The 12909-nt window shown below is 31.9% G+C and carries 14 protein-coding genes; 11 read left to right on the plus strand and 3 right to left on the minus strand.

Features of this window, described 5'->3' with window-relative positions:
- Positions 1-26 precede the first annotated feature (26 nt).
- The 10 genes from EI427_RS03575 to EI427_RS03620 all read left to right on the plus strand — a co-directional run bounded on the left by EI427_RS03575 (position 27) and on the right by EI427_RS03620 (position 9284).
- Positions 27-2015 carry a T9SS type A sorting domain-containing protein gene (locus EI427_RS03575; protein WP_126611707.1) on the plus strand — a complete coding sequence of 663 codons (1989 nt, stop codon included), beginning with the start codon at positions 27-29 and terminating at the stop codon, positions 2013-2015.
- Positions 2016-2035: 20 nt separating this feature from the next.
- On the plus strand, positions 2036-3088 hold the full coding sequence (ribD, locus tag EI427_RS03580) for a bifunctional diaminohydroxyphosphoribosylaminopyrimidine deaminase/5-amino-6-(5-phosphoribosylamino)uracil reductase RibD (protein ID WP_240655350.1): 1053 nt from the start codon (positions 2036-2038) through the stop codon (positions 3086-3088).
- The gene (locus EI427_RS03585; RefSeq protein WP_126611709.1) at positions 3088-3846 is read left to right on the plus strand and encodes a DUF3658 domain-containing protein; all 759 of its coding nucleotides are present in this window, start codon (positions 3088-3090) and stop codon (positions 3844-3846) included. The genes ribD and EI427_RS03585 overlap by 1 nt, the downstream gene beginning before the upstream one ends.
- Positions 3847-3908: 62 nt before the next feature.
- Positions 3909-4616 (plus strand): DNA alkylation repair protein, encoded by a 708-nt coding sequence (locus tag EI427_RS03590; RefSeq protein WP_126611711.1) that lies wholly within the window; start codon positions 3909-3911, stop codon positions 4614-4616.
- A 67-nt stretch (positions 4617-4683) separates the two neighbouring features.
- Positions 4684-5952 (plus strand): bifunctional folylpolyglutamate synthase/dihydrofolate synthase, encoded by a 1269-nt coding sequence (locus EI427_RS03595; RefSeq protein WP_126611713.1) that lies wholly within the window; start codon positions 4684-4686, stop codon positions 5950-5952.
- A 137-nt stretch (positions 5953-6089) separates the two neighbouring features.
- On the plus strand, positions 6090-6572 hold the full coding sequence (locus tag EI427_RS03600; RefSeq protein ID WP_126611715.1) for a hypothetical protein: 483 nt from the start codon (positions 6090-6092) through the stop codon (positions 6570-6572).
- Between the two features lie 120 nt (positions 6573-6692).
- Positions 6693-6944: a hypothetical protein gene (locus EI427_RS03605; RefSeq protein ID WP_126611717.1), complete on the plus strand. Its 252-nt coding sequence runs from the start codon at positions 6693-6695 to the stop codon at positions 6942-6944.
- Positions 6945-7162: 218 nt separating this feature from the next.
- Positions 7163-7777 carry a DUF4251 domain-containing protein gene (locus tag EI427_RS03610; protein WP_126611719.1) on the plus strand — a complete coding sequence of 205 codons (615 nt, stop codon included), beginning with the start codon at positions 7163-7165 and terminating at the stop codon, positions 7775-7777.
- Positions 7778-7914: 137 nt separating this feature from the next.
- The gene (locus tag EI427_RS03615; RefSeq protein ID WP_126611721.1) at positions 7915-8340 is read left to right on the plus strand and encodes a hypothetical protein; all 426 of its coding nucleotides are present in this window, start codon (positions 7915-7917) and stop codon (positions 8338-8340) included.
- A gap of 47 nt (positions 8341-8387) precedes the next feature.
- Positions 8388-9284 (plus strand): lysophospholipid acyltransferase family protein, encoded by an 897-nt coding sequence (locus tag EI427_RS03620; protein WP_126611723.1) that lies wholly within the window; start codon positions 8388-8390, stop codon positions 9282-9284.
- 107 nt (positions 9285-9391) lie between these two features.
- Here the strand turns inward: EI427_RS03620 and EI427_RS03625 are convergent, their stop codons facing one another.
- Together EI427_RS03625 and ric are read right to left on the minus strand one after the other, a co-directional pair.
- Positions 9392-10942, minus strand: a complete 1551-nt coding sequence (locus EI427_RS03625) for a PepSY-associated TM helix domain-containing protein (RefSeq protein ID WP_126611725.1) — start codon at positions 10940-10942, stop codon at positions 9392-9394.
- Between the two features lie 83 nt (positions 10943-11025).
- Positions 11026-11757, minus strand: coding sequence for an iron-sulfur cluster repair di-iron protein (gene ric / locus EI427_RS03630; protein WP_240655351.1), 732 nt, complete (start codon positions 11755-11757; stop codon positions 11026-11028).
- A 157-nt stretch (positions 11758-11914) separates the two neighbouring features.
- On the opposite strand from ric, the gene EI427_RS03635 reads away from it, so the two are divergent.
- Positions 11915-12346 (plus strand): RrF2 family transcriptional regulator, encoded by a 432-nt coding sequence (locus tag EI427_RS03635; protein WP_126611729.1) that lies wholly within the window; start codon positions 11915-11917, stop codon positions 12344-12346.
- Here the strand turns inward: EI427_RS03635 and EI427_RS03640 are convergent, their stop codons facing one another.
- Positions 12347-12853, minus strand: a complete 507-nt coding sequence (locus EI427_RS03640; protein ID WP_126611731.1) for a hypothetical protein — start codon at positions 12851-12853, stop codon at positions 12347-12349.
- Between the last annotated feature and the right edge of the window lie 56 nt (positions 12854-12909).

A 12909-nucleotide genomic window follows, 5' to 3' on the forward strand; every position in this document is an offset into this window, starting at 1 on the left:
AACACCTAATTCAACCTAATAACGCTATGAAAATATTACTAATACTATCAATTTGCCTGTTGGCATCTACTTTTACAAACCTATTTGCTACTACTTATTATTCTGGTGCAAGTGGAAACTTTGCAGAAACATCTTGGTCAACAGTATCTGGTGAAACGGGTTCAATTTTAGATTTTGCAGCGTATGATGAAAGTGAAGATACTTTTGTTATTTTATCAGGGCATACTGTAACCTTTCCAAATACATCTATTGGAATATCTAGTTTAAATGTACTCGGTAGTTTTAATCAAAATGGAGAATTAGGCACACTTCATGTGGCAAGCGAATTTAATATTGCAGGTAATGTTAATTTTAATTCTGGAAATTCAACCTTAATTATCTCTAATTTACATTGTTTTTCAGGGGCGAAGGTTTCGTTCTTAAATACTTCTATGGATATTACTCACACAGGTTTAATCTTTGTTTCTGGTACAATAGATACTTTTGTAAAAACAGGTGTTAGTGGAGCTAATACATCAGGCGAATTACTTGACTATACAACAGCAAGTAATGGAACATATACTTTAACTACTGATAGATCAATCTCCAATTTCTTTGCAGGGACCGGTGAAACGTTTTTGATTAATACTGGTAAAAATACTTTAACAATAGATGGAGATTTAGGTACAAATACCTCTATTAACCCAGGAACAGTATCTGGGAATGTAGGTTCTATAGAACTTTCTACAAACTCATCAGGTACTCTAACTATTTCAGATCCATCCTCATCTATTGTAAATGATCTTTCAATGTCTTCTACTAGTGATATTACACTAGGGAGCAGGCTACAAATGGAAGGAACACTTACCTTAACTACTGGCGATATAATTACAAACAGTAATAGCATGATATTGTTATCTAATGCTACAATTTTAGGTATGACTAATAACTCAACTCCAGCAGCATCGTCTTCTGGAGGAAGTGATAACTCTCATATATTAGGAACTTTAAGTATTATTAGAGAGAGCAGTATTACAGGTTGTGTTTTATTACCAATCGGGGATGGAACTACTTTAAGAGCAATTGGAGCACAAAACACTGGAGGGTATGCGGATAATTTCACGGTTACAGGGGTCTATAATTTAGGTGAACATTCAGATAAAGACATCGACCCAGATTTAACTGATATTGGTGTTACAACTTCAGAATATTTTGATGTTAGTGTTTCAGGAAGTGCTTCTACAAGTGGCAAATTTACTGTTTTGATTCCATATCATTCGGGATCAGGAATAAACACATCAACTGCAGATAACATAAAAAGCATTCATTTAATGCACTATAATACAAGTGAAGGCCATTGGGAATCTTATGGTACAGTTGACGATGGTTCTGCTACACATACAGGAAGTGGAGGTAGTGGATATATAAGTGCCGTTGCATCTAGTTTTAGTCCTTTTGCCTTAGGTGGAGATAACAGTGTTCACGATCTCCCAGTAGAACTTACCTCATTCTATGGTAAATTAGAAGATACAGAACTAACATTATATTGGAGTACAGCTACAGAAATTAATAATGATAGATTTGAAATGGAAGCCTCAAAAGACGGAACTCATTTTACTAAAATTGCAGAGGTAAAAGGAGCAGGGAACTCTAATATAGCACTTGATTATAGTTTTGAAATTAGTGCTTCTAACAAAGACAAATACAGTCATTTCCGTTTACGCCAAATTGATTTTGATGGACAATTTGAATATACCTACGTACTTTCTTTTCAGAATAATGCAACAGAACTCTTTGACTTTAATTTATACCCTAACCCTACATCAAATACACTTTCACTCGATGTACTTTTAGATGAATTTGATGAATTGGCTCAAATATCTATTTATAATCTTATTGGGGTTGAAGTAAGGCGAACAGCATCTTTAGAGAGATTTCAAACTTTAGACGTTCATTCACTTCAAAAAGGAATATATATTGTAAATATTAAAACAAAAGCAGGAAAAAATAAGACGCATCGTTTTACTGTAAAATGATGATTGAGTAACTTCGCTTCATGACCAAATCAAGTTCTATGGAAGAGAAGTATATGAAGAGGGCGTTGCATCTAGCAACATTAGGTAAAGGTAATGTAAGTCCTAATCCAATGGTAGGGGCTGTTATTGTACATAATGATCGAATTATTGGAGAGGGATATCATCAAAAATATGGTCAACCTCATGCAGAAGTAAATGCTGTAGCTTCTGTGAGTAAAGAAGATCTTATGTTATTGAACGATGCAGAAATGTATGTAACATTAGAGCCTTGCAGTCATTATGGTAAAACTCCTCCATGTGCGGATTTATTGGTTAAACACAACTTTAATAAAGTCTACGTCTGTAATTTAGATCCTAACCCACTTGTTGCGGGTAGAGGCATCAAAAAATTAGAAGATGCAGGTATTAAGGTAGAAACTCGAATTCTTGAAAGCGAAGGACTAGAAATTAATAAACGCTTTTTTAAAGCAATGACAAAGAAAAAGCCTTTTGTATTGCTCAAATATGCCCAAACATCTGATGGTTTTGTAGCAAGAGAAAACTTTGATTCTAAATGGATCAGTAACCCTCTTTCTCGTCAGTTAGTACATAAAATGAGAGCAGAAGAAGATGCTATTTTGGTGGGAACAAATACTGCTAAATACGATGACCCTGCTTTAAATGTAAGAGCATGGGCAGGTAAAGATCCGCTAAGGGTTGTTATTGATAGGTCTAGAAAGCTTGATGATAAACTAAAATTATTTGATACTTCTATTAGAACAATCTGTTATACTTTAGAATTTGATGAAGAAAAAGAAAACCTAGCTTTTATACCTTTAAACAAAGAAACTTTTATAGAAGATATGCTGGTAGATTTATTTTCTAAAGGCGTTCATTCAATTATTGTAGAAGGGGGTAGTACAATTCTTAAAGAATTTATTGATCGAAAACTTTGGGATGAAGCACATGTTTTTACTTCTTCTACGTCAGCATTTGGAAGCGGAATAGAAGCACCACTTTTAACGCATAAAAAGAGAGTGCAAGTTACAGAAGTAGAACAAGATGAATATGCCATCTATAAAGCATTAAAATAATGTATCATATTTGTTTATCAGATCCAGAGTTTGGAGGACTAAAGTATTTCTTTTCTGAGAAGAATATTAATGCAACAGAGCATAATTTAATCTGTTTGCAGAATGAGTTGTCTGTTGGGCCATTATCAGCAGAATTAGAAGCTTCTGTTTTAAAAGATAGAACAGCATTTTTTAAGGAATATTTTGAGTTTGATACAATTTCTGCAGACTATTATATCGCAAAGTTTATACATCCAAATTACTTTTCTGATTTAAACGAGTACTCTTCCATTGTAGTGTGGAAAGGTGAAAATGTAGCAGAAGAGTTGTTACTTCGTTTTGTAGCTAAGTTTTCAGAGTTTAAAAATATTTATGTAGCCGAGGTTGGATCCATTGATTCTGAGTACAAAAATGTAGCAGAAGTAGATCCAATTTTATTCACTTCATTATGGAGGAATTGGAAATGCATTACATCAAATCAGAAAGTAGAACTAATAGAAGATTGGAATAAATTAGGTAAACAATCGCTTCGCATCTTAGAAAACCAAAGTATTATAGAAGTTCCATTTACATATTATGACGAGTTGTTACTATCTTTCCTAACAACAACTTTTCAGTCAGCTGGGAAGGTAATTGGACAAACACTTTCTTCTATTGATCAAAGAATATCAGATACTTTTATTTATTTTAGAGTAAGGAATTTGATTACACATCAAAAGGTTGTTTACGAAGGTGATCTTCTTTCTATGATAGACTTGAAATTGAAACTTCCGAAGTAAATTAATCGAATTGTGTTTACCATATTTCTACAATAACTTTCTACCCCAATACTAAATCAATTATGACAAAAGACGAAGTACTGAATGAACTGTATGATTTTGGAAATGAAGGAACAAAATCAATCTATATAAAACATGGAGCAAATGAACCTTTATTTGGTGTAAAAGTTGGCGACCTTAAAAAGGTAAAGAAGAAAACTAAAATAGACCATAACCTTGCCTTAGAACTTTATCATACGGGCAATTCTGATGCAATGTACTTGGCAGGGTTAATTTGTAAGCCAAAAGCATTATCTAAAGAAGAACTTCAAGAATGGGCAGAACTAGCCAATTGGTATTTACTAAGTGAGTATACAGTAGCGGCAGTTGCAGCAGAAAGTAATTTTGGTTGGGAAATGGGTAAGCAATGGATAACCTCCGATCAAGAAAATATTGCAAGTACAGGTTGGTCTACATTAGCAAGCTGCGTTGCCATGGTTGCCGATGAAAATTTGAATTATACTGATATAGATAATTTATTGAATTTAGTTGAAAAGAAGATACATTCTTCAAAAAATAGAGTGAGGTATACCATGAATGGCTTCTTAATTTCTGTAGGTTGTTATCTGATTGATTATACGGGAAAAGCACTTTCTATTGCAAGAGAAATAGGTAAAGTAGATGTTTTTATGGGTGATACAAGTTGTAAGGTACCTTTAGCAGAAGAGTATATTCTAAAAGTGAAAAACATGGATAGAATTGGGAAAAAGAAAAAGAAAGCAAGATGTTAAAGAGTATTGTTTGTGATTTTTAATCAATTACTGCTATTTGCACATTCAAAATTGATTAAAATAAGAAATGACATATCAAGAGACATTAGATTTTTTATATTCTCAACTCCCAATGTTTCAAAGAGACGGGAAATCAGCATTTAAAAAAGACCTATCGAATACCATTGCTTTGTGCAACTTTTTGGGTAACCCAGAAAAGAAATTCAAATCAATTCATGTTGCAGGTACAAACGGGAAAGGTAGTTCGTCTCATATGTTATCCGCAATATTACAAGCCGCAGGTTATAAAGTAGGTTTGTATACATCACCTCATCTTAAAAGTTTTACAGAGAGAGTACGTATTAACGGTCAAGAAATATCTGAGACTGATGTAGTTGCTTTCACAGAAAAAGTAAAGCCTGCAATAGAAGAAATTCACCCTTCATTTTTTGAGTTAACGGTAGCAATGGCTTTTGATCATTTTGCTGAGCAAGAAGTTGATATTGCTGTAATAGAAGTTGGTTTAGGAGGACGCTTAGACTCTACAAATATCATTAACCCAGAGGCTTGTTTAATTACAAATATAGGGTTAGATCATATGGATATGCTAGGAAATACATTGCGTATGATTAGTAAAGAAAAGGCAGGTATTATAAAAGAAGGCACACCAGTAATTATAAGTCAGAAGCAAATAGAAACAACACCTGTATTTACAGAAGTGGCATTAGAGAAAAAAGCTCCTTTATTCTTTGCTGAACATCATTTAAGTTGGAAAGGAAACGCATTACTCAAAAATAACGAGAATTATATTTCTGATCTTGAAATAGGAGTAAAAGGAAACTACCAAAAGCATAATGTGTTAGGTGTATTAATGTTAATTGATCAGTTATACAAAAAAGGTGCATTTTCTATTTCTAAAGAAGCTATTAAGAAAGGGTTGAAAGATGTTGTTGCACTATCAGGTTTAAAAGGTAGATGGCAACTTTTACAGCAGAACCCCTTAGTAATTACAGATGTAGGACACAATGAAGATGGATGGCGATTTGTATTAGAGCAGCTTCAAGAACAAGAATTTGACAAGTTATATATGGTATTAGGCGTGGTACAAGAAAAAGATTTACCAAGCATGATAAGTAAACTGCCTAAAGATGCTTACTATTTTTTCTGTAAACCTAATGTACCAAGAGGTTTATCTGCCGAAGTTTTAACCGAAGAAGCACAAAAATTAGGTTTAAAAGGAGAATGTATTCCTGATATTAATACTGCTATAAATGTAGCTAAACAACGTGCTACTGCTAAGGATTTGGTATTTATTGGTGGAAGTACATTTGTAGTAGCTGAAATAAATGAATTGTAATTTGTACACTAATATAAACATCTTTTAACTTAATGAAATAGGTGAAACAAAAAGTTTCTTCTACTTTTGAATCCAGTTTTTTAGTAATAACTAATTTAAATAGTTAATTGCTAGATGTTTAACGAATAAATTTGTGTATGAACAGTAGAAGAATATTCTACTTCCTTTTAACGATGTCTGCAGTATTAGTATTTAATTCTTGTGGAAGAAGGGCAAGTTCTATGAATAAACACTCTCTTTGTTTTGAGAAAGTGATTTCTGGAAAGCCTGTAAAAGGAACAAATGGGCAGTTGATTAACTTTTTTGATCAGATGATTTTACATCTTGAAATTAAAGGAACAGCTGTTACCGGAACATTTGATTGGTCGCCATCTGAACAAGACCACTTTGCGGGTACTTTAGAAGGCACAATTAAAAATGACTTGATAAAAGCCGTTTATACTTATGTAATAGATGGAGTGGATGTTAAAGAAGAAAGATTTATCAAGTTAGACAACGGGTCTGCTTACTTTAGAGTAGGTGGTAAAATGCGTTTAAAAGATGGTGTATATATATATACCAATGAAGAAAATAGAATGCAATTTGGTACAGGGATTCCTAAAAGTTATTGCAAATCATAAATAACAGAATACTGTATTAGGAAAGTAAGAGGATGTGTTTTCATGTCCTCTTATTTTTTATCATTTTATTTGATTAATTTTGCCAAAAATAAATTATAACCCATTATTCAAAATACTGATATGGATGAAAATATGATTGCAATGCAATTTGCAAATGCTATTAATACAACAGAAGACGAGAATCAAATTGCGGCAATGATGCAATCTGCTTTTGCAATGCTTCAAGGAATGAATTTACCTGAAGAAAATGTAAAAGGAATTGCTTCTAAAGTTGCCGAATTCTTAGTTACTGTAGAAGTAGAAGAAGGTTCGCAGCCAGAAAAGAATAAAGCAAAAGCAGTAGAAACTTTAAAACTATTGATTGGAGCTTAATTAAAAGTTCTTGTCTATATAAGAGTCATATCAAGATTAATTGGTATGACTCTTTTTTTGGTCAGCCAATTTAATTACCTTTTTTATTGTGAAAAACAATAACTATTAAAACAATAAGGAGTTTTTTTGATTATTTTAGTACTTAATTAACACCATTTAGTAATCAATCTCGTATAATATTAAACAAAACACGAATACGGAATAAATCTGATAACATTATGAATACATCTATCATTAGAAAAATAACATTCGCAATAACATTGTTATTTGGTTTCACTTTAACAACAGCTATTGCTCAAGAAACAACTTTAACGAAGAAAGAGCAAAAAGCATTAAAAAAAGAAGAAAAGCGTAAGGCAAAAGAGCAAAAGAAAGCAGAGAAGGAGGCGTATGAAAAAATAATTCATGAACAAGCCATTACTGCTATAGATAGTCAGCAATTTGTTTTAGAAGCTAACCAGCTTTACGATAGGAAAGGTAGAACGGTAAATGTTCAACCTAATATTAATTTTATTAAAGTATCTGGAGATGTTGGAGTAGTACAAATTGGCTCTGCAAGTCTTGTAGGATATAATGGTGTAGGCGGTATTACTGTAGATGGTAAAATATCTGACTGGAAAGTTAGGGTTGACGAGAAGTCTAACAGAACATATGTTTCTTTTAATATTATGGGACCAACCTTAACAGCTAAAGTTACTTATGATCTTGATGGAGTAGGCAACTACGCAAATTGTAGAATTGATGGAGTATTTAGCTCTAGTGAATTAAAAATGCGTGGTGTACTTAAACCAAACAGTCAAAGTAAAACATACCAAGGTATGATAAGATATTAGAGATAAATCTTTTATTGATAAGGACACGCTATTGTTTTCAATAGCGTGTTTTTTTATGCTTCAAAGTTAATGAGTGTTTATAAAATTGTTCATTAAAGGTTTCACGCTGTCTTGATAGTGAATTAAATAAACTCAGAATGAAAAATATTTTACTCTCTATATCAGTCCTATTTATGTTTCTAACTAGTTGTACACTAGATGTTACACATCCAGAACCAGAAGGTGTTGTTAAATATGAAGGATATACTGATACAAATACTAAAATGTATATAGAACTGAAAGGTAACCTAATTGTAGGGTACTCGGTGCAGGTATCAGGGAAATTGAGTGACTATAAAGTTGAAAAAACATTTGAAGATTCTAATTCAAATGGTTTTGCTTTTAAATCTAAAGAAGTTTTATATATAGATTTATCTGGAGATAATCAATTTACCTCATTTGTAAGAGGAGAAATTGTAAATAATCAGATTATTGGTGAGTACCAAGTGGCAGAACCTAATGAAGTACTAAATAAAAACTTTTTAGTTGCTAAAGGGACTTTTAAATTAAATCAAAAAAAATAATATTTGTATACTTAAAAAAATTGTATAATTAACTATTTTCAATCATTATGACTCGCTTCTTATTTACATTATTTGTAAAACCGATCTCGCTATTGCCATTTTCGGTGCTGTATTTTATATCAGATATCTTAAACTTTGTAGTATACCGTGTAATTGGATATAGAGTTAAGGTAGTAAGAGCTAATTTAAAGAACTCTTTTGGAGAAAAATCTGAAGAAGAATTATTAAAAATTGAGAAAGGTTTTTACAGACATTTCACAGATTTTTTAGTAGAAAACATCAAACTTCTAGGTATTTCTAAACGAGAATTATTTGAAAGATGTACTGTAGGAGATATTAGTATTTTAGATAAATATAAAGACAGGAATATTGCTTTAGTTGCTGGTCATTACAGTAATTGGGAATACGTAGCAGCGGCAATTAATTCTTTTATAGACCAACAAGTTGTTTGCATCTATTCTCCATTAAAGAATGAGCATGTAAATAATGAAATTAAGAAATCTAGAGGGGTTTGCGGTATGGAATTATTGCCTAAACAAGAGGTGAACTCTTACTTAGGTACTGGTTTTAAAGACGAGAAAAAAGCATTAATATTTGCAGCAGACCAATCGCCAACTTTTACTAAAAAGGTAGTTTGGACAGAGTTTTTACACCAAGAAACAGCAGTGTTTTATGGTCCAGAAATAATCTCTAAAAGATTAGATATGGTAGTAATGTATTTAAAATTAGGTAAAACGGGTAGAGGTCAATTTACAATAGACCTTGAACTTATAGAAGACAACCCAAAAGCAACTAATTTTGGAGATATTACAGAAAAACATGTAAGACTTTTAGAAAGAGATATAATGGCACAACCAGAATGTTGGTTATGGTCGCATAAAAGATGGAAAAGAACAAAAACAGCTAAAGAGGTATTAATTAAGCCAAGAGCTGTAGCTGTTTAAAGATATATTAGGTAGTAGTAAATAGATAAGATTAGAAAACAATAACTTTTTAAGTTGTTGTTTTTTTTTGCTTAAAACTCAAAACACTTTTTAATTTTGGTGAGACACTAAATGCTTTTAAAGAATTTTTTGATCTTTGATTTCTTTCTGTACACATATTCATAGACACCACTAATAGTAAGTACAATAAATAACAAACTGATTAACGGAATAAATAAGATGCCCCACTTATCCATAATAAAATGAAATAAACGCCCATTGTGTAGTTCAAACATGTAATTCCATAAAGGCATTTTATAATTATCTATTAATTGATGGGGAACAGGGTAGTAGCTATCATTTTTTGGTTGATTTAAGGCAAGTAAACCTTGTTGAAAAGTTGTAATATAATTAGTGCCGTCTGGATGTGAGAAATGAGACATCACCATATAATTACTAGGTCTTTGTAAAGAAGAATATTTAGGTGTTTTATGATGGGTCAGTACATCTAAACTAAAATTATCACCTCTTTTATAATCAAAAAGACCATAAAAAGATCCGATTAAAAAATGCCCATTTGATAAAGGCTCAAATACTGTTGCTCCCATCACAAAGATATTTACATCCCAATCGGTTTTAGTAAACGAGGTCTTTAAATTACTATTTCCTTCGTAAATACCTTCGGTTGTATCAAAAACAATTTTATCCGTTTTCTCATCATACAAAGCATTTCTTATTGTATGGTACCAAGGGTTATAACCAATAGAAGAGGGAATGTATTTTATTGGGACTTTTCCACCTACAAGAGCCACCAAAAGGGGAGGGCGCATAAACAAACCTGTGCCTCCAATAATAAGAAGAATTAAAGAAGTCCAAACTCCAATCTGAGTGTGGTATTTAATCATAAATCCAAGCCTGCTATTTCTCTTTTTCCTTTTCTCTTTATCTTCAATTTTCGTTTTCTTTCTAAACGTAATGTATAGTGATGTAATAGAAAGGAAAATCAGAATGATAGCAACAAAATCGTATATAATTCTACCTGTATTTCTCCATAACCATCCACTATGTAAGGCAAACGTAAATTGAATTAAATTCATTGTAGTCCGCTTGTCTTTTAAAAGGTTTTGAGGTAGTAATGTTGAATTATTATATAAATATATTCCAGACTGACTTACAGCATAGAGTTTGTTTTTTACTTGTAGAAGTTTTACAAATTGTTCTTTATGAGCAGTGTTTGTTGGAATATAGCTCCACTTATTGTTTAATAAATTCAGCTTATATATTCCTCCAAAAGTGGCAGCAAACAAAGAATGTGCTTCTTTTAAGTAGATTAAGTCGTTTGTTTTTTGATAGAAAATTTCTTCAGTGAAGCCATTATTCATGGCAGAAGAAAATGTTTGTCCCTTATCGGTACTTTTCCATATACCTTGTTTTCCTGCAATAAAAATTGTGTCAGCACCAATATGTACTGCATCTAAAATTCCTCCTCTGTTCCAATTTTGAGGAAGGTAATCGCTAGGTATAAACTTTTGATTTACACCAACACCTGCAATTAAATTAGGGTGGTTAAGGAGTATGCCCGAAACACTCATCCATACAAGTACAATTGATATAGAAATACCAATGTATTTATGCCATTTTTTAACTTTCTTGTATATACTTTTACCTAATTTACTCATGGACAAAGCGAGTGGAATTATAGATGCAGAACTGTATATTTTGTTTACTTACTTGATTACATTAAGGTTTAATCGAGTAGCAATTATTTAACTAATCTACTTTCTAATTCAGCCGCTCTTAAGAATAAGATGTTATTTTCTAAATGAACGTGATTATGTAAATCCTCTTCAAAATCTTTTAACTTATCGAATGTTACTCTATACGTCATACAAGCATCTTCTGGTACAGTGTAGTTATTAGTTAAGGCTGAAATTTTTTCAAATCTAGCACCTTCACCTTCATGCTCTTCTATCATCATTGCAATCGGATTTTTTACTGATCCGAATGGAGCCATAGAAATTTCAGAACCACTAAGGTCAGCTTCTACTAATTGTTTGATATAAGGAAATAAGATTTCTTCCTCTTTTGCTAAATGATTTGTGATTTCTACTGCACAACCATGAAACAAATCTCTAACTTCTACTAATTCTGGATGACGATCTCCATGAACTGAAGCAACTTTATCTACATATTGGATAATTAATGGCACATTTTCACGAATATATCTATGGTGTGTTTTCTCTATATAATCTACCAATAAATCCAAAGGAAAAGTATTAAAATCAATGCCTAAAGCACTAGAGTTAGTTGTTGCCATTTCTTCAATCTGACGTAAAATTTCTTTAGGATCAATATTTTTACCAGCACAAGCAGCTTCTATAGTGGCTCCACCACCACAACAAAAATCAATGCCATTTTTCTTAAAAACATCTGCAAATCTAAGGTCTTTTGCTACTATGCTTCCTACTGTATTTTGTACTTCGAAATTCATCATATTAGTATTTATGTGATCTGTTTTTTATCTGTCACAAACATAGTGAAAATAATAAAAGATAAAAAGGTCTTTTATTATTTATTTATAATCATTCTAAAATTTTACTCCGTATATTTGTATTCTAATTTGTGTATTTGTAGGATAATTTATAGAAGAGATGTTTTCAAAAGCGTGTACATATGGTATCCGTGCCATGATCTTAATTACAAAAAAGAGTCAAGAAGGGTGTAGGATTGGTGTGAAAGAAATTGCAAAAGATACGGATACTCCAGAGCCTTTTGTAGCAAAAATATTACAGCAATTAACAAAGTTAGGTTTAATACAATCTAATAAAGGACCAAAGGGAGGGTTTTCTATTTCTGATGAACAGAAAGAAACTACACTCTATACTATTGTAAAAGCAATAGATGGAGATGCATTAATGACGGGTTGTGGTCTTGGTTTTCATGAGTGTTCTGAAGAACGCCCTTGCCCAATGCACAATAAATTTAAATCAATAAGAGCAGGTTTAAATGATATGTTATCGCAGACTACACTCGGAGAGTTAAGTACAGATGTTGTAGATGGGTTGTCTTTTTTACAAGGATAATTAGGCTACTTCTTTCATTCCTAAAAAACCTCTTACAGCATTTTTTACAACTGTTTTTTGATATAAGAAGTAGTCTTTTGATGCAACATAAAGTAGTTTATCTGTTTTAAATTGTGTTTTTAGTAAAAATGCGAATCCTATATAGGGAACGGCACTTAAGTAAGCACCCAAAACACCAATTTTTTTACCCATTCTCCATTTTATAAAAATTGCTTTTAAAGTAGCGTTACCTACTAAAAAAAAGAGAGGAGTAGCAGTTGCCCAGCTTATTTCCCCATGGAAAATAGAATAACCAATAGCACCAGGAATTAATAAATTATCTATCCAAACAGCAACAAAGCTCCAAACAATTAATACATAGCCTACACGGAATATTTTAGAAACACCTCTACCTAAGCTGTGTTCAATTAAATAATCTGCTTCTTCTGCGGTATATTTTTCATTATTTTGAACAAAGCTACAGAAGTTATCTCTAGCACATTCACAATGATCATCAAAATCTTTCATATCAAAATTTGAGTACGTTTTACGTCTCTTTTTAAACTACTCTTCTATTAATTCTA

It is taken from the genome of Flammeovirga pectinis (assembly GCF_003970675.1).
GTDB lineage: Bacteria > Bacteroidota > Bacteroidia > Cytophagales > Flammeovirgaceae > Flammeovirga > Flammeovirga pectinis.